Origin of the sequence: Rhodococcus sp. WWJCD1 (assembly GCF_002258735.1) — a bacterium.
Taxonomy (GTDB): domain Bacteria; phylum Actinomycetota; class Actinomycetes; order Mycobacteriales; family Mycobacteriaceae; genus Rhodococcoides.
Genome location: NZ_NOXY01000007.1, coordinates 51,409 through 68,505, shown reverse-complemented (window position 1 = coordinate 68,505; position 17,097 = coordinate 51,409). Strand labels below are relative to the sequence as shown.

Annotated in this window: 17 protein-coding genes, 1 tRNA gene and 3 pseudogenes; 5 read left to right on the top strand and 16 right to left on the bottom strand. The window is 62.6% G+C overall.

The features are described from left to right. A pseudogene (locus tag CH286_RS28110) lies at window positions 1–98 on the bottom strand (acyl-ACP desaturase); the annotation flags it as partial. Window positions 99–655: 557 nt separating this feature from the next. Between CH286_RS28110 and CH286_RS04140 the strand changes: the two are divergent. The 3 genes from CH286_RS04140 (at window position 656) to CH286_RS04130 (ending at window position 2,042) form a co-directional block, all read left to right on the top strand. Next, window positions 656–1,306, top strand: coding sequence for a DUF433 domain-containing protein (locus CH286_RS04140; RefSeq protein ID WP_094608437.1), 651 nt, complete (start codon window positions 656–658; stop codon window positions 1,304–1,306). Beyond that, window positions 1,260–1,682 (top strand): hypothetical protein, encoded by a 423-nt coding sequence (locus CH286_RS04135; RefSeq protein ID WP_255182562.1) that lies wholly within the window; start codon window positions 1,260–1,262, stop codon window positions 1,680–1,682. The genes CH286_RS04140 and CH286_RS04135 overlap by 47 nt, the downstream gene beginning before the upstream one ends. A gap of 78 nt (window positions 1,683–1,760) precedes the next feature. Beyond that, the gene (locus CH286_RS04130; protein WP_141215788.1) at window positions 1,761–2,042 is read left to right on the top strand and encodes a helix-turn-helix domain-containing protein; all 282 of its coding nucleotides are present in this window, start codon (window positions 1,761–1,763) and stop codon (window positions 2,040–2,042) included. A 38-nt stretch (window positions 2,043–2,080) separates the two neighbouring features. On the opposite strand, the gene CH286_RS28390 is transcribed toward CH286_RS04130, so the two are convergent. The 14 genes and pseudogenes from CH286_RS28390 to CH286_RS04065 all read right to left on the bottom strand — a co-directional run bounded on the left by CH286_RS28390 (window position 2,081) and on the right by CH286_RS04065 (window position 14,836). Continuing rightward, window positions 2,081–2,374, bottom strand: coding sequence for a hypothetical protein (locus CH286_RS28390; RefSeq protein ID WP_369597535.1), 294 nt, complete (start codon window positions 2,372–2,374; stop codon window positions 2,081–2,083). After that, a pseudogene (locus CH286_RS28385) lies at window positions 2,375–2,773 on the bottom strand (DUF2335 domain-containing protein); the annotation flags it as partial. A gap of 89 nt (window positions 2,774–2,862) precedes the next feature. Then, window positions 2,863–3,126 (bottom strand): hypothetical protein, encoded by a 264-nt coding sequence (locus CH286_RS04120; protein ID WP_094608434.1) that lies wholly within the window; start codon window positions 3,124–3,126, stop codon window positions 2,863–2,865. Then, a complete protein-coding gene (locus CH286_RS04115) occupies window positions 3,123–5,321 on the bottom strand; it encodes a phage minor capsid protein (RefSeq protein ID WP_094608433.1) in 2,199 nt (732 codons plus the stop codon). Before CH286_RS04115 ends, CH286_RS04120 begins: the two co-directional genes overlap by 4 nt. A gap of 6 nt (window positions 5,322–5,327) precedes the next feature. Beyond that, window positions 5,328–6,110, bottom strand: a complete 783-nt coding sequence (locus tag CH286_RS04110) for a hypothetical protein (protein WP_141215787.1) — start codon at window positions 6,108–6,110, stop codon at window positions 5,328–5,330. Between the two features lie 9 nt (window positions 6,111–6,119). Continuing rightward, window positions 6,120–6,668 (bottom strand): hypothetical protein, encoded by a 549-nt coding sequence (locus tag CH286_RS04105; RefSeq protein WP_094608431.1) that lies wholly within the window; start codon window positions 6,666–6,668, stop codon window positions 6,120–6,122. Between the two features lie 32 nt (window positions 6,669–6,700). Beyond that, on the bottom strand, window positions 6,701–10,498 hold the full coding sequence (locus tag CH286_RS04100; RefSeq protein ID WP_094608430.1) for a phage tail tape measure protein: 3,798 nt from the start codon (window positions 10,496–10,498) through the stop codon (window positions 6,701–6,703). After that, window positions 10,498–10,830 (bottom strand): hypothetical protein, encoded by a 333-nt coding sequence (locus tag CH286_RS04095; RefSeq protein ID WP_094608429.1) that lies wholly within the window; start codon window positions 10,828–10,830, stop codon window positions 10,498–10,500. Before CH286_RS04095 ends, CH286_RS04100 begins: the two co-directional genes overlap by 1 nt. Then, complete coding sequence (locus CH286_RS04090) at window positions 10,823–11,437, bottom strand: helix-turn-helix domain-containing protein (protein WP_176458131.1); 615 nt, start codon at window positions 11,435–11,437, stop codon at window positions 10,823–10,825. Before CH286_RS04090 ends, CH286_RS04095 begins: the two co-directional genes overlap by 8 nt. Further along, the gene (locus tag CH286_RS04085) at window positions 11,434–11,871 is read right to left on the bottom strand and encodes a hypothetical protein (protein WP_094608428.1); all 438 of its coding nucleotides are present in this window, start codon (window positions 11,869–11,871) and stop codon (window positions 11,434–11,436) included. The genes CH286_RS04090 and CH286_RS04085 overlap by 4 nt, the downstream gene beginning before the upstream one ends. Then, window positions 11,868–12,350 (bottom strand): WhiB family transcriptional regulator, encoded by a 483-nt coding sequence (locus CH286_RS04080; RefSeq protein WP_094608427.1) that lies wholly within the window; start codon window positions 12,348–12,350, stop codon window positions 11,868–11,870. The genes CH286_RS04085 and CH286_RS04080 overlap by 4 nt, the downstream gene beginning before the upstream one ends. Window positions 12,351–12,717: 367 nt before the next feature. After that, window positions 12,718–13,854: an AAA family ATPase gene (locus tag CH286_RS04075; RefSeq protein ID WP_176458130.1), complete on the bottom strand. Its 1,137-nt coding sequence runs from the start codon at window positions 13,852–13,854 to the stop codon at window positions 12,718–12,720. After that, on the bottom strand, window positions 13,851–14,057 hold the full coding sequence (locus CH286_RS04070) for a hypothetical protein (RefSeq protein ID WP_094608425.1): 207 nt from the start codon (window positions 14,055–14,057) through the stop codon (window positions 13,851–13,853). The genes CH286_RS04075 and CH286_RS04070 overlap by 4 nt, the downstream gene beginning before the upstream one ends. 551 nt (window positions 14,058–14,608) lie before the next feature. After that, a complete protein-coding gene (locus CH286_RS04065) occupies window positions 14,609–14,836 on the bottom strand; it encodes a helix-turn-helix transcriptional regulator (RefSeq protein ID WP_094608424.1) in 228 nt (75 codons plus the stop codon). A gap of 236 nt (window positions 14,837–15,072) precedes the next feature. Here CH286_RS04065 and CH286_RS04060 point away from each other — a divergent pair, with 236 nt between their 5' ends. Further along, window positions 15,073–15,642, top strand: coding sequence for a hypothetical protein (locus CH286_RS04060; RefSeq protein ID WP_176458129.1), 570 nt, complete (start codon window positions 15,073–15,075; stop codon window positions 15,640–15,642). Further along, window positions 15,639–16,799 (top strand): annotated as a pseudogene (locus CH286_RS04055) (tyrosine-type recombinase/integrase); the annotation flags it as partial. The gene CH286_RS04060 and the pseudogene CH286_RS04055, both read left to right, overlap by 4 nt. A 221-nt stretch (window positions 16,800–17,020) precedes the next feature. Here the strand turns inward: CH286_RS04055 and CH286_RS04050 are convergent. Beyond that, window positions 17,021–17,096 (bottom strand) — tRNA-Lys (locus tag CH286_RS04050). Between the last annotated feature and the right edge of the window lies 1 nt (window position 17,097).

The window sequence follows — 17,097 nt, the reverse complement described above, 5'->3', positions numbered from 1 at the left end:
TGCCATTCGCGCGCCATCGTGATGTGACGGTTCACGTTGTCTTCGGCAGTGGGTACCAGCTCCTGCAGAAGCTCGAGCTGTGTCAGATCCCTCGCCATTAGATCGCCTCCATAGATTGCGTACGACCGGTCCAGCTTACGGCACCGTAGGTTCGGTGTGAACCGTGTCGCGCCTGTTCACTTGCTGTTCCGGCAGTCGTGATGTCCGGTGTCGACCGACCCGAATCCCCCGAATGTCGATCGACCGGTCGGCCTGTCGCGACTGTTGCAGTTCCCCCTGCACGTCGCTTCGTCTCGGCCGATCGTTACTCCCGAGTGTACGTACCGGGCAGGTGTGATCCCTGTTACCCGGGATGTGTGTGGTGCCCCCAGTAGGACTCGAACCTACGACCTGCGGATTAAAAGTCAGAACGAGTCCGTGACACCTGATGACGGTGAAACCCAGTGAGCGACAGTTGGTCCAGGTCGACGGCCCTCTTCGTGTCAGTTGGCGACGGCTGGTTACGTGGTCACACGGTTCCTCTGTGACCACTCTGAGGCCACACACACAGACTGCTTGGGAATCCGGAATCGCGGGTAGACACTGGTGGTTACAGAAGGGGTTGTGGTGTGCCAAGATAGGCCAGATCTCGGGGTGACGAAATGAGGTGAAGAGCGTGGTCGACATTTTTAACGATGCTCTGTTCACCCCGGCTGAGGTGTCGCGGTACCTGTCGATTCCGAAGCCGACGGTCTACTACTGGCTGTCCGACAACACCGACGGATCGCCACTCGTTCACAAAGTCGGCGCTGAGGTGCGCGGTGGAGCGTCTGTACCGTTCGTCGCGTTGGTCGAGGCGTACGTTCTCCGCTCGTTACGCGACATGAAGTTCACGAAGCGCAAGATCCGCGAAACGGTGGCGGATGTCCGTGCAACTTTCGACACGCCTTACGCGTTGGCGACCAAGCGCATCGCAACTGACGGTATCGATATCTTCGTGGATCACGGCGGCGAACTTGCCCGCGCCGGCGACCACCAGAAGCCCTTCCGCGAGATGATCGAGGGTTACCTCCGCTACATCACGTGGAGCGACAACAGCGAGTTTGCCTCCCGGCTCCAGTTGCGTCAGTTTCCTGACAGTGCCCCGGTTATCATCGATCCTCGATTCGGCTGGGGTGCACCGGTGATTGAACGGAATCGCGTTCCGGTGCAGGCTGTCTTCGACCTATGGCAGGCCGGCGAAGCCATGGCGACTGTCGCTGAGGAATACGATCTTGGCGTTGACGAGGTCGAAGCTATCTGCCGGGTTGGTGTTGGAGCCGCCTGAGTTTTTCCTCGACCGCGGCCTCGGTAAGCAAGTGGCCCTGCATTTGCGTGCGCTCGGGTGGTTTATCCATAGGATTACCGACCACTTTCCTGACGACGCCCAGGACGTAGAAGATCCAGAGTGGATGCGTTACGGGCTTGAGCGGGGCTGGTTCCCTTTGTGCAAAGACGGTCGTATAAAAGGGCGCGCGGCCGAACGGCGGCCGATCGAGGAGTTTCAGGCTCCTATGTTCTATCTTGACAACCAGCAGTTAAGGCTCGACGAGATGGTCCGACGGTTCGACCGATCTCGTATTCAGATCTACCAGAAAACCCGCCAGGTAGGTGCCGCCTCGTACGCGGTGGGGAGCAAGGGGATCGCCCGAACCTGGCCGTGACTAGGCCCTTTGATTCTACGAGGACCTACGCAATTCGGTTGTGTTGCAACAACTGTCGTAGGCGGTTACGTTTTGGGCGTGTCTGACGCTGAGAATGTGCCGGAGCAGGAGGAGTCCGCGGCACTGACGATGTCGGTTGCGGAGGCCGCGAAACGGTTGGGTGTGAGGGAGGGCTGGTATGCGACGCAGTTGCGCGCCCGCAAACTCCCCGGCCACAAACTCGGCAACCGCTGGCGGTTGACTGAGGATGATTTGCAGACGGCGTTGGAACTCACCGCCGTACACGCCAACCCCACACACACCGACCCCGCCGGCCTCACCCCCGGCTCCCGCCGCCGACTCAACCGAGGAACACGATGAGTGCAGGAACCTTAATCAGCCAGGGCGAGAGCGTGCGGTCACTCTTCGTTGGCCGGTCTGTCTGACTCAGAGTTGTCCCGGTGGCCATCAGACACGGTGCGGACGATGGAGGTCGCTATCTGAGCCAGTGGAACAGCAAAACCTACAGCGGCCCAGGGCGTGAGGAATAGCCCCGCAAAGGTCAGCAGAGAGACGAGCACCGACACGCCAGCGGCTAACCACTGGCCGCGCTTCAACGAATCTCGATCAGCGTATGCGATCGTTTTTTGGACCTCGACCTCGCCATCGATCGCGACACGCACTGTTTGCTGCCGTCCTTCTTGGAGGTCCATGCTTCGTTCCGCCATAGACAGAACTCGATTAGCTGAGCCTGGTAGGACTTTCTCGTATTCGGCCAGTGCCGCGGGAGGTGGGAGCGGCCCCTTCCAACGCTGCCGCCGGACACCTGTAGGCCCGGGGGAGTCTTCCAGAACACCTTCCAGGATCTCCTCGACCTCGTCTACGGACGCCGCAGCGTCCGTAGACGAGGCATCTAGAGATGAGGGTGGCGAATCTACTTCCGTCGAGCTCTCGCCGACTTCACTTGTGTCGTAGCCTTCTTCACCATTTCCTGCGCTGACGTCTCCTGGCGTCGCTGGCTCGTCAGCAGCGACCGAGGCTGAATCGACATAGTGTCGACCCCGCGCGCCCTCGCTCGTTTCTGGGCTCCCCGAATGGTCGTCATGTGTCAACTCTATCTCCGGTCTTGGTACATTGCCACCGACTTAGTGCGCAGAATCATAACCATGTGCTAGTTGCCGTGGGAACTGAATACGAACTCTCAGTAGACGCGGCCGGGGAGACTGGGGACTGTCGGGTAGGGCGGTATGTCGCCGGCCAGCTCCGCTCCGGAGATGAGTTTGCGTGCTGCGGCCATCAGCGTGGACTCGTCGGTGATCTTGACGACTGGCCCTGTCGGGGTCAATGTGAAGGTGTAGCCGTCTTGGGTGAGGTAGGCGGTGGTTTCGGGGTCGGCTTCCCATGTGTCGCCGGTGTGGGTGAGCCAGCGGTTGGGGTCGGTCTTCGACGTGATCGTCCAGTTCATAGCAGCGCCAACACTCCTAGTACGAATGCCTGTAGTTGCCCGGTCTCATCGAACTCACCGCGTGCGTCACTCCGCCCGAGCGTATCTTGCAAACCGACCTGGAACACCTCAGCAGGTTCTCGCGCCGGGTCGGCCTGAGAGTCAGTGGCGTAGGTCTTGCCGGCGTACTTGTTGCGCCACTGGTCCTCATAGCCGATCTCGTGGTCGAGACCATCGACGCCCTGGTAGATCCCGGTCGGTTCTTCCAGGATCCCGTTGGCGATGGATCGCGATCGAACGAGGGCGTATTCGAGCTGAGTGAGTCCAGGTATGGCTTGTTCCATGCGGTGGCCCAGTTCGTGGACCATGACCTCTTCGGGGTAATTGCTAAATGCGCCGCGGTAGTCCGGGAGTTCGTCGAAGGATGCGGCCGCGAGAGCGTCGCCGTCGGTTCCGCGTTGGAAGAATGCGCGTTCCGCGACTCCGACGCGGAGTGTTCCACGGCCCGAAGCGGCTACGAGCCAGTCGGTCGGGAAGTACTGTTCCGCGGCTCGCAGTTGAGCCAGCGCGGCCGCCGTACCGGGCTTGAGCCCGCCGGTGGCTGTGGTGATGAGAGCGGCGCTTTGGGGTGCACCGCCGAAGTCTCGGACCTCGGCGAGCGCGGACTGAATGATCGCCTGTTCACGTCGAGCGATGTCACGCTGAATTTCGTTGCGGCGCGGGGAAAGCCACTGCGCAGAGTCGGTCAGTTGCTTGTCCTCGGCGCGAAGCTCGCGGACGGCCGTGTCTTTGTCGATGAGAGCGCGGGTGTCGCGTTGGATGGCGGTTCCGACGTCGAGGGTGGTGTCGAGGTGGCGTTGTAGCTTCTCTGGGACGAGCTTCGCGCCGTTCCGGTCCTTCGGGTACTTAAGGGTGGTGTCGAGCCAGCCGGCGCGGTCCTTCGGGATGGACGATCGGGCGTCAGCTACGAGGTCGCGCGTCGACTGAGAGAGGGACGCTGCGGTCGTCTGGTCTGACGGCGAGCCCTGGCGAGTAGTTTTCGGGACATTGGTCTTCGAGGCGTTCGCGCGGGTTGCATTGCCTGGACCGTAGACACCCGTGATCTGTTCGCGGTCGCGGCGACGGCCAACGCCAGACTGCTCGGTGTGGTCTCGGATCTGCTTCTGCCAGTCCTTGACCTTCGCGTCGGCGCGCTTCTTCGCTTCCGGTGTAAGGGCTGTCGCGGATCGGCGTTTCCAGTCACGGGTCTGCCGTTCGAGGTAGCGGAGTTTCTGGGTGTCCTCGTAGCCTTCGTCATTCGGTTTGGTGGGCGTAGTGTCCGTGACACCAGGCAGCCAGATATTGCTCGTGTGCCTGCAATTTGGGTGGAAAAGTCCACGGCTGGTTGCGGTTTCGAGTGACGCCTTCACTCGGATGCGGGTCATCTTGCCGGTGAGAGCGTTCTCGACTTCGACGACTCCGGTGTTCCCGCCCGACAGCGACAGAACTTGCCGTTCGTACGGCTGGCATTGCGGTGCCGGACGGGGATGCGAGGAGATCACCACGAGGTCGTATCCGCGTTCCAACAGACGGTCTTGGTGGGATTGGGTAAGTGCGCGTGTAGCGGCTGTCCGCGTTGCCATCTCGGCGTAAGCGGTCATCGACCATGTCCGCCCGCCCTTGTCGGTGAACCCCTTGATGCCGTGTTTCGCGAACTCGTCGAGCGCTCGCTGCGTTGATTTCACGCGCGTCTCGACACCGGAGATGACCGTGGGGACGGTTTGGGCGACGACCCTGCGGTAGAGGTCCTCAGTGGCGCGGAGGATGCCGGTGTTGAGCGTGTTCAGCGCAAAGCTGGCTTCATGGTGGAGGAGTGCGATGGCGCGGGAGTCGGTTGCAAGCGCAGTGCCGGCGTTGTTGAGACGGATGTTTCCTGGTCCTCGCTCGCCGGCTGCCTCGATGTCCGAGTTCGCCACGGCTACACCTTTACGTGCGGCTTCGCTGATGGCGTTGTCGAGCGTTCGCGGGTGGCCCTTTACCATCGACGCTACGTGCGTGGCGGCGGCCTTCCGTAGGGCCGTAATCTCGTTGAGCCGTTGGTTGACCCAGTCGGGGGCGTTCTCATTCTTGCGGAGCCGTGAGGCGACTTCGTCCAAGAGGATCAGTTCGAGGCGTTCGTATTCGGCGATCAGCAGGCGGGTGTGCTCGTTGTCCGCCTGCTGCGCCTGTAGCGGCATCTGAGATCAGACCTCCACGTGGGTTGCGCCCATTGCTGCTGCGCGCTCCTGCGCAGTCTGGGCGGCCTTCTCCCGTGCCTCGGGAGTGCCTTGGTCGGCGTAGTGCCTGACAAGTGCTGCGTCGAGGCCGCCGCCAGACCGGTCGTGTGTCACGACGTAGTGGTTGAACGATTCGAGATCCGCTTCTGCTCGTGCCGCCATTGTCAGGGAGTCGGCGTTGGCGGGGTCCATCTCGGCGAAACGTTCCAGAATGTGTCGCGTGATCGATGACCCGTCGTCAGCGCGTACGTTCTCCAATGTCATTCGGCGATCGTCACCGAATCTTGCCTGCATTCCTGATACGCCAGAATCCGTGTTGTAGTTCTTCGCGCCGAAGTAGCCGGGTGCGAATCGTTCTGCGCCGAGGACTGCGTCGACGTCGGCGTTTCGGAGTGCTTCGCGGAGTGGCACCCCTTTTTCGAGCAGCGGGAGCACGGTGTTGCGCCATGCCTGTTCGGTTCTCATCAGTGCTGCCGGCGAGTCACCGTCGAGCTTGGGGCGATTGCGGTCGCCCTCCGCCTTGATGCGGGCGGCAACGTCGCGTCCTTCTTCTCGGAGTTCCTGCAACTGGGGTTCGTATTTGTCGGTGTAGAACTTCTTCCACCGCTCCTGGTGCTCTCGTTGGAGAACCTGATTCGCGTTCATATCGAGGTACTGGTTCGGGGTGTACTGACTGTGCTCCTCGATCAGTGTGTCGCGCTCTTTTTTCAGGTTGGCGTACTCGGTCATTAAGTGCTGCAACGTTTTCATGGGGATCTCCTACCGGTTCTCGATGGGGGTGAATGGGTTGTACGGGGAGCCGGGGTCGGTGTACGGCGATGTCCCTTGGTGACGTTCGGGGTGGGTGCGTCGGCTCTCAGTGATCGCCGCATTGCGCTCCGGTGAACCGACCTCGTATGCCCGTACCGCCTGGCTGTGCGGGTCGGCACCGGCATTGCTCACAGGGAGGATGGGGTCGAGGTCGATGGGTTCGACGACCGGAGGTCCGCCGATCGTCCCGAAGTTTGCGAGGTCGTAGGTGTCCTGTCGTGTCTCGTCGACGCAGTGCAAGCGTTGCAGCGCCGAGTCGATGGGATTCGCGCCGTCCGGAGTCGGGACGGTCGACGGTGTTCCATCCGGGCGGACGACCAGTGTTGTAGCTCCGAGTTGGTGGGTGCCGTCCGGTGACGTGATTCCTCCGGTGGCGGGCAGAATGCTGCCGTTCGGGAAGTGGTATACGCCGTTCTTGTCGACGTAGCCGAGGCCGGTGTAGCTGCGGTCGTCGGGGTTGTGGCTGCCGGAGATTCGGCGGACGTTCGGTGGGTTCATGAGATGCTCCTAATGTGTTGTGCTGCTTGGATTTATGCGATGCCCGTCGATAACAGGTCGAGGGCGACACTGCCGTTACTGGTGTCGAACGACGCATCCAAGGTCACGAGTCCGCCCTTCTGAAGCGTCTTGATCAGCTCCTGGTTCTGTTCGACGAGAGTGCTCAGGTATGCGACGGCTTCGGACGAGCCGGGGATGTCATTGCTGCCGGTGTCGAACTGCGGCATCAACTGCGACAGATCCACCTGCCCGGACTGGGCCATCGACAGGAACCCGCCGATACCCGACGCAGCGGTGAACCCGAGACCGGCCGCCAACGACGCGGCCTCCATCAGGTTCGTGGGCCGCATGTAGTCGCGGGCCTTCGGTTCGTTGTAGCCACCGAACCCACCATCAGCGAACTCCGTCACGTTCAGGCGTTTCCCGGTCTCACGCCAAATATCAACGGCGCGTGGACGTTTAGCGGGATCGCCAGGAATGTATGCCTCCCACGGTCCCGCCTGCGGCTCCGCAAACACACGAATACCTTGGGACGTGTCCGCGATCTGCGGGCTCTGATCCTCGATGCCGCCGTTCGCGAACACCTTCAGACTCCCGACAGCCTTCGGCATCCGGCCGTCCGGGGCCGCGCCACCAATGTCGGAGAAGTTGACGACCCGGACATCCACCGGACCCGACGGCGTCGACAGGGAGCCGACCCGACGACCCGACGACGTACCGCCGACGTCGGCACCGTTCATGTTCGGCACCGTTCCGACACTTCCGGGCTCACCGAGGTCGCCGGCCGTGACGAAATAGGCATGGTTGGTGAACGACGGATCATCCGCACCGGTCTTCCCGCCGACGACCACACCCTCCGAGCCGTTGGACTCGAAGTTCGTGCCATCGGGGTAGGTCAGGGCTGTGTGGCCGTTCGCGCCGCCACCCTGATCCCACCAGCCGATACGCAGCGTGCCCGGACCACCCTTGCCGAGGGTTGCGCCCTTCGCCTGCAACCACGAACCCTCGGTGACAGTCGACATGCGGGAGTCGAAGGCCGGCACTCCGACGGCTTCGTTCACAGCACCCGAGACGGCACCCGAGCAGTCGATTGCGTTGGTGGAGAAGCCGCCCATCAGATACTTGGCGGGGTCCATCGACTTGGCCCACGCCATCGACGACGCAAGGTCTCTGGCGTTAACGATGCCACCGTCAGCCATCTGCACGAGTCCGTACCCGAACCGGTCAGCGACATCCCGGAGGATGCCGACTGCGCGGGGACGCTTCGACTCAGCGCCAGGAATGAACGCCTCCCACGGGCCAGCGCCTTCCTCAGCCCAGTTCACGAGACCCTTGCCACCCGCGGCCTGGATGAGCGCTTCGTCGGGGAGCTTCCCGTCAGCGAACCCACCACCACCGCCACCAACAGTCCCCGACGGAGCCGACGCACCGCCGGCCGCGTTGACGCCGAGGACCGGCGTCGGTCCCTGCATCAACGGCGCATCCTGCTCGGGCACACCCTTCGATTCCCAGTACCCGATCTGGCGTTGACGGAGATCGACGAACATATCGATCGACTCACCCTGATTGGCACCGACGAACGCATCGATCGCAGCCTGACCCTCAGCAGTGTTCGCCGTGACCTTGAACTTGCCGTCGGGCAGAGCCTCGACCTTCAATCCCAGCGCCTTGAGCTGTTCAGTCTGCTCAGGGGTGTTCGACTTGATGACGATGGTCTTGTCGTCGGGGACGGCATCCACCGAGCCACCCAACGCCTGCATCAGTCGGGCGGAAGTTTCCGCGCGCTCGCCCGCGGCGGCAACATCCTCACGCAGATTCTGAAGACCGGGACGGGCACCATCGATATCGTCCGCGAGACCACGCATGTCGTCGGCCGCGCCCTGCACACCGTCCTGGAATCCGATCATCGCGTCGGATGCGCCTTCGAGTTTGTCGGCGACACCGTCCATCCCGAGAGCGCGCGCGACTTTCGAGGAGGCACCAACAAGGGTGCCCATGCTGCCGACCATCAACCCGACGGATTGTCCGGTACCGTCCGCAAGGGTCGCCATGACACGCAACGTGGACGACGAGAACGCCATGATCGCATCGAGGGTGGCGAACCCGGCGTCCGCGAGGCCGGTGAAGAACCCGATGATTTCCGGCTTGTGTTCCTTGACCCAGACAGCAACGTCGGTCAGTGCCGGCCCGAAAGCTTGGGCTAGGGCGAGTTTGATGTCAGCCGAGGACATCTCGATGGAGTTCTTTGCCGCTGTGAACGACGATGCCGTGTTCGATGACATGGTGTCGCCGGCCAACGCGGCTGCGCCGGCGACGTCTCCGAACTCGGTGACCGCAGTGTCGAGGTTCAGCTTGAACGCTGCGCCTTGGATGTCCTCGAACTTCGTACCGAACAAAGCGAGAGCAGCCGCGTTCTTCTCCGTCGGATCGGTGATCGCATTGAGCCCACGGAGGGCATCGGCCATCGCGTTCCGCGAGGCCTCACCGCCAGCATTCATGGCGTCACTGAAGTCCTCGGCGTTGAGATTGAGCTTGTCGAAACCATCAGCCGCAGAGGCGGTCCCGTCGGTGGCGCGGATCTTGAACTCTTTCAGTGCGTCGATGACGACGTCGGTGTCGCGGGCACCACCCTTGACGCCCTGCGCGACCAACGCCCAGCCCTCAGAACCTTCCAACCCGAGGGCACGCAACTGTGTCGAGTACTCGACCTGGGAATCGAGCAGGTCCTCGGAGACGTTCAGGCTGTTCTTCTGCGATTGCACCAACAGGTCGAATGCTTCGGTGGCGTCTTTCGCGATCCCATTCTTGACCGACTGGCCGGCTGCACGGGCGACGTTGGGGATGTCCTCGCCCATCAGCTCCGATACGACATTCAGTTGTTCGATGGTGGACTGGAAGGTGCCGGTGTCTTCCTCACCTGTCAGTAGGCCCGCCTGGATCGCGGCTCGGAGACCATCCATGTTCGAGGCCGCGGATTCACCCCAGGCGTTCGAGTACGCAGCGCCGGCCGCTTCACCGATACGACGAGCCGTGGCTTCGTCGACACCCAACTTCGCCTGAATGAGATCCTGCGTTGCCTCCTGCTCCATGCCGTCGGCGATTGCATTGGCGAGGGCCGCGCCGGCCGCAAGACCCAACACCGCCACTCCTGCAAGGGCCATGCCGATGGGGCCTGCTTTCGCGCCCAACCCTGCGACGCGGGGTGCGAAACCAGCGATGAACGAACCGCCTGCTGATCCGCCTGCGCTTTCCGCTGCCCCGCCCATGCCCTCGATACCGGAGGTGAAGCGGTCAGCGAACCCGGAGCCTGCTTCGTCGCCGGAGCGTTCGGCTTGCTGTGCGGTGGCGCGGAGTTCGCGTTGTGTGCGTTCGAGGGCGTCGACAGCGTCACGGCCGCCCTGTTCGGCGGCGCGGGCGGCGCGACGGTGCGCGGCCTCCATGCGATCCGAGGCGGTGACGGCATCACGCATCGCCCGTTCAGCGACATCGGTAGCTGATGCGACATCGCGTTGCGCGGCCTCCAACTGGGAAGCGCTGGTGCGGGAGTCCCGCTGTGCTGCATCCAACCGTTCCTGCGCCTGGCGGGCCTGGTCGGTCGCGGTCTCGGCGCGTGAGTTCGCGCGCTCCGATGCGGTCGCATACGTCTGTGCTTCACGCTGCAACTGCTGGTATCCCTGAGCCATCCGCTGCGTGGACGCGGTGATACCCGTGGCCGCCTGGGATGTGACCTGCTCGGTGCGGCGAGCGGACTGCTGCGCACCTTCGAGAGCATTCGTGAGCTGGTCCTCTGCCGACAACCGGACAGACAATTCACCGAGATCGAGTGCCATCAGTGGCCCTTCTTTCCGAATAGGTCCTGCATCCGCACCCGAGCGGTATCGAATTGGTCGACTGCGGCAGCGATATCCGGCCGTAGGACGCCGAGTTCTCGCATCTGGTCGACGAGTGGGACCAGTAGATTGCCGGCTGCGATGAAGTGCTCCATCGCGGCTTCTGCCGCCGCGTTCAGCGCGTCGAGAAGACTCAGGTCCACCAGCAGTCGGCTCTCGTCGTCCATCGATGCGAGGAGGAACACGGCGGCCGTGTAGTCGTCGCGGTAGGTGAGTTCGCGTAGTTTGCGGATCTCTGCGGACACATCGGCGTCGGGGACGGTGCTACTCATGGTCGATCACCTCTGACCTGTGGATTGGGAGTCCGCTGGTGGCTGCATCGCCGCTGGTCAAAGCCGGCGTGGTCACGAATTGGTCACCGGTAGGTTCGTCCTCGAATTCGGCTGCGTACCTTGCGAGATCGGTCTGCATGCGGAGGAGCATCGATTTGGCGTAGTCGATGCCGGATGAGGCACCCAGGCGTGTGAGGTTCTCGTGGGCCTTGATCAGACGCTCGATTGCGGAGGCGATGTCCGCAACTGCCTTGGCGTCGGGGAGGTCTAACAGGACTCTCTCCGGGCCTGTGGGGGTGTTCGTGACAACGGTGTAGGTACACCAGAAACGCTCACGGATCGCCTCGACGTCGGCAAGGAACTGCTCGGCCAGTAGTAGGCGCTTGGCCATGATCCGTTCTCTTGCAGCCTGATTGGCTTCGGCCGTGCGGCCGGAGTCCCAGAGGAGGCCCATGCGCTTCGACCAGCGGGAGATATTGGGCTGGGCGACACCTACGCGCTCCGCGACCTGCAATTGGCTCAGGCCCTCGGCGTGCGCGGTACGGATGGCCGACTGGATGACGTCGGTCAGCTCCGTCGGCGTCCTGCCGGTGTCCCCGCCCGTCACGCAAGGTCCGTGGCGGGCAAGGGGGAATTAAGTGCCGGCACGGTGACCGGGTGGCCGGAGGGTGTGAAGGCGTGCTCGATGATTGCCTGCATGTCGAGGAGCCAACGCCCCGCGATCAGCTTGCCGCCGAGCTTCGGCGCGAGACGTCGGGTCTGCCGGTTCGAGAGTCCGAGCATCGTCGCTGCCTCCTCGATTGGGATAGTGGGTCGTTCCTCCAATGAGGTTGCCGGATCAGCGTTATCGCGGACGTCCGCATGTCCGCGCACGGACATGCATGCCTGGACTAGTGCATTCAGATCCCCGGAGACCGGGAGACCGTTGGTTCGTCTTGCTCGTTGAGTGTTGATCGCGGCTCGGAGTGCGACTTCCACGCCGGAGCCGGTCAAGATGACGGCGGTTCCGATGACGGTGATGGGTGGCTGCGGATTCGTCATGCACTGACCCCTATCGCGTGCTCGATCACCGGCTTGCCGCTGTACACGCCGATCTCGACCCTGTGGATGAGTCCGGCGCGTGCAGCGCGGGACAAAGCCATTGCCGCTGTCCCGCGGCTGATATCGAGCGCTTGAGCCACGTCGGTCACTACGGTCCGTGACCGTCCCTGCACGAAGTCGACGACCGCGTTCGCTGCCTGATGGGTGTCGAGTCGGCCGATTATGTTCTCAGGCTCGTACAGTTCGCCCGCAACAACACCGGATAGTTTGCCGAGCTGGTGGTGCGCCCAGTCTCTGCACTCGACTAGGGCGGGGCACCCACCGCACAGCGCCCGAGCGACGGAGATCCGTTCAGTGCGTTGTTCCGCGGTCTCCGAGGCATCGTGTGTGGCGTCGAACATCGGAGCACGAGAGCGACACACCGCGCCGGGTAGCGCCGGCACACTGGCGAGCGCCGAGATGAGTTCGTCCCAGTTCATGGAGTCCTCCTGATGTACCTGCGGATTAGGTATCCGATGACGTGTGAATTGCTGCTGGTGAAGAGCGCTGTGGTCACGCGATGGTCACCGGGCTCGCGCGCATCATTCCCACACATCGACATGCGTGGAGCGACAGACCGATTCCCGCGCGCGTAGGAGCTGCCGAACGTTCGCCTCGCGCGCGCGGTGAGGCTGCCAAACGTTTGATCTGACACAGAACAAGGTCGCGCGTGCACACACGCGGATAGATACAAGCCCCCGCGCGGTCCGTTTGTCCGTAAGTCCGCACTCCTAAGGAGTGGGAGTGCGGACGGACATTCGGCGGCGGTCCGGAAATACCGCGGACGTAGTGCGGAATTAGCGGACATCAGCTCTCTTCCCCTTCGGTCCAGAGAGCGGCCGTCCTGACGTAATGCGTGCGCTTGTCAGTGCCAGTGTTCCGAAGGGCACCCCTGTCGACCAGCAGTTTTAGTGCTTCGTAGTAGGGGGTTTTCTTGAGCCCTGCTTCTTCTGCGAGTTCGCGGATGGACGTTCCTGAGAGGCCGTCTGTGGTGAGCTTTGTCCGCAGTATGTCCATGAGTCGGGAGGCGTTTTTCTCGACTGCGAGGGCGTTTGTCCGGACTCCTCCCGCGGACATACTGTCGTTGCCGACGAGGACGAGTGTGTGCCGTTGTTGTTCGGATGCTTCGGGCATGTTTTTGCTGGTCACGACGTGTTCGATCAGCTTGAAGTGATAGTCCATGCCCGCTGGCACGTCTTTGTGTTTCTCGACGTGCATCTTGGCCATGAGTTCGGAGCCTTCGAGTCTGAGATCGGACCAGACTGCTCCGTCCCATGAGTTGCTGCCTCGGCCTGCGGTGCCGGCCCTGGAGCTGTGGTGGACGCCGAGGATGGTGCATCCGGCGGCTGCTTGGATCTTCTCGGCGGCGTGGATGGCTTTGCCTTGTTCGGTTGCCGAGTTTTCTTCGAGGCCGACGGTGCATCGTGCGCGGGTGTCGAGGATCAGCAGATCGGCGTCGATGTCTTGCACCAGGTCGATGGCGTCGCTGATATCGAGAAGATTCCCGAGTTGGATGGGGCAGGGGAGGATGTACAGCCATCCGTCGAGGTCGGTCGGGTCGACACCGGACAGTTCGCACCAGGCGATGAAGCGGGCACGTAGGCCGGTAGCACCCTCTGCCGCGACGTAGACGACCTTCGCGCGTCTCGGGATGCGATGGCCCTCCCAGTTGCTCATCCCGGCTGCGAGTGCGCACGCCATTCCGCCGGCGGCGAACGACTTGTATGAGCCTGGGGCACCGGAGAGTTGGGCAAGGGTGTCGCGGTACAGGACGCCGGAGATGAGCGGTTCGACGGACCCAACTAGGCGCAGGTCGGATACGGACAGGAGCCGTTGCCGGAGGGTTGTGCGTTCCGGCTGTCGTTCCTCGTCGTCCGGTGGTTCCGGGGGTGTCCCCCAGTCGTCGAATGACGGCTGGGGGGACACCGGTATGGAAACAGTCACGGCCACCTCTCGTCTTGCTTCTCTGTGCGGCTGAGGCGCGCGTCGATGGTGCCGAGGGCTTCTGCGATTCGGAACAGTGCTGTGGTTTTGATCAGTTCGAGATCCGCCCTATCCCGGTGGTCCGGCATGTAGGTCGGGCTCTTGAACCTGCGGTGCATGTTTTGCAGGAGCTCGAAGCCTGAGGAGTCGTCAAGCACGGCCATCACTCCTCGCGCGCAACGGATCTCGGTGACCGCTGGCGAGCGGAGGCAGCCGGACAGCTGCGCCCGCCCGTCGAGACCGTCGCTCGACGTACTCAGTGAACGAGCAATGAGCGGTTTCGGATTCGGTTTCGTTAAGCAGGCCGGTGGAAGATTGGGTGTTCACCGCGCGACCGCCGTCTGCCGCTTTTCCCAGGCGTCGAATTCTGCTGCGCGGGCTGCCTTGGCTGCGGGACTGAGTGCCCGCCACGCCTCGACTGACATTGCGGGGCCTGGCCCTTCGTCGTAGGGCGGCTGGTCCTCCTCGGGAGGCATCGCGGGAATAGCCGCTCTGCGAATAGCTTTAGCCTCTGGACTGAGAGCCCGGTATACGTCGACCGATATTGCGTTGGGGCGTTCGGATGCACCGCGGCCAGTGGCTGCGGAGGTACTGATGTGCGAAGATGTCATCAGGTTCAATCCTTCTGGTGAGGTGGTTGTTCGGACCTGGCCCTCGGTGCTCACGCGGTTGCCGCCGCATGAAACTGCGCCGGGGGCAGTTTTTTCTTGGGCGGTCACGCCGCCGGTATTGGTTGACTGGACGACATACCCAGCGCTTCCATAAGCCCGTTGACCGGGACGACGTATTTCTTGCCAAGTCGGAGCACTGGGAACGGAAGTTGATCCCGCTTCGCCAACTCGTAGACGGTTGCGCGACTGATCCCCAAGACCTGTCCGGCCGTAGTTAAGTCTGTTCGGACGCCCAGCGCTTGGACTTGATCGTGCGACCACTGTGTAGCCATTGCGCAAATCCCTTCTATGTTGTTTTGTGACAACCCAGTGATATCACGTTAGTTTGCGTGCGCGCAATACATGGGTAATATGTGTATTCATGACACAAAGCTCTTCGAGGCGGTCGTCTTCGCCAAGCCCATGGGCCAGCTCCTTGACCGCTTCGGTCGGTCAGAGGATCCGAAGCTTTCGCGGCTCGATGAGCGCGCAGGCACTGTCCGATGCTTGTGAAGGACTTGGGTTTTCGGTGCCCAGAAATGTGATTACGAACATCGAAAACGGCCGCCGCGCCGATGTATCCGCAGCAGAACTGCTAGTGCTGGGGAGGGCGCTCGGCATTCCGCCTGCCCTGTTGCTGTTCCCAATTGGTGTGGCTGACGAGATCGAGGTGCTACCTGGCCAGGTGGCACAACCCTGGGCGGCCTACAAGTGGTTCATCGGAGACGAATCGTTCCCGTGGTCGCCTGCGGGCGAACTCGAAGAGCACGGGAGCGGCCCGGTCGACCCTGCCAGTGGAATGCACCGGTGGTACGACGACCCTGAACGGAATTGGCACGAGGGTGCTGCGCCAATATCGCTGTATCACCGGCACGAGCAACAGATGGAAGCGTGGTTCGACGCGAACATCAGGGCCGCCCGATTGCTCGGGGATGACGCAAGTCGCGCGAGTGAGATGAGCGAGCTGGTTTCGACGTGGCGAAAGTCCGCGGAACGCGAGCTGGTCGACGTGCGTACACAGCTCCGAGATCTTGGGTTGACTCCTCCCAAGCTTGACGATCGATTGCAGAAGATCATCGACCAGATGGAGCGACGATGAAGGGGTCAGTGTCGAAGCGCTGCAAATGCCCGGTCGAGTACGACGCCCGCGGCCGCCGTAAGTCCTGCCGCAAGCCGCACGGCTCATGGACGTTTCTCGTGGACATGGGTCCGGACCCGCAGACAGGGAAGCGTCGGCAGGTCCGGAAGTCGGGGTTCAGGACCAGCGACGAGGCGGAAGCAGAACTCGCGAAGTTCCTCGTCGACGTCGGCAACGGACAGGTCGCGCATGACCGGCAGCAGACTGTCGAGCAATACCTGCGCGCGTGGCTCGAATCGAAACGCAACGGCGACACCCGCCCGACGACGCTGCGCAGCTACGAACAACACGTCAACGCGTACCTGGTGCCGCACCTCGGCCGTATCCGTCTCGGTGACCTCCGAGCGCAACACATCGAGAACATGCTGGCGGCGATCGCACAGCCGAAGACCGCACCGGCGGAGGGGGAGCGGATCGGGAAGGGCAAGAGGCGGCACCCGCGCACGTTGTCGAGCGCGACCGTGCGTCGTGTCCACGCGACCATCCGGAGCGCATTGACGTCTGCGCGCAGGAAGCGTCTTGTCGCGTTCAACGCTGCCGAGAACCTCGAACTGCCGCGGGCATCACGCCCGAAGGTTCGGCCGTGGGAGGCGGAGGAACTCGGGACGTTCCTGGACGCCGTCGGTACGGAGCGGCTGGGTGCGTTGTTCGAGGTGTCTGCGATGACCGGACTGCGCCGCGGAGAGGTGTGTGGGCTGCGTTGGGATGACGTCGACATGACGAATCGCTCAATCACCGTCCGGCAGCAGATCGTCGAGATCAGCGGCGACGGCATCGAGTGTGAGTATTGCCACAACGAGCACCGGCAGTTTCAGTTCGGCAAGCCCAAGACCGCGTCAGGTGAGGACCGCGAGGTCGACCTCGATCAGCAGACCGTCGGTGTGCTGCTGGCACAGCGCTTCGCCCAAGACGCCGAGCGCGCGCAATGGGGCGACGCTTATCAGGACCACGGTCTGGTGTTCGCCCGTGAGGACGGATCGCCGATACCGCCTCAGAGCGTCACAGAGCGATTCAAGAAGGTCTGCGCAGAGTTGGGGCTACGTCCAATCAGGTTGCACGATCTGCGGCACGGACAGGCCAGTCTTCTACTCGCAGCGGATGTGCCGCTGGCGATTGTGTCGAAGCGTCTCGGCCATTCGTCGATCACGATCACCGCGGACACGTACTCGCATCTCCTCAAGGGAGTTGGGTCGAAAGCGGCGGAAGCGGCCGCCGGCTTGGTGCCTCGCGCGGGCCGTGACCAGGGGATCCGTGACAGCGTCCGTGACCATTCGGTGACCACTTCGGGTGATTCCGAGGCTCCCGATAATGCCTCTGACCAGGAAATACCTGGTCAAGATGGTGCCCCCAGTAGGACTCGAACCTACGACCTGCGGATTAAAAGTCCGTAGCTCTACCAACTGAGCTATAGGGGCG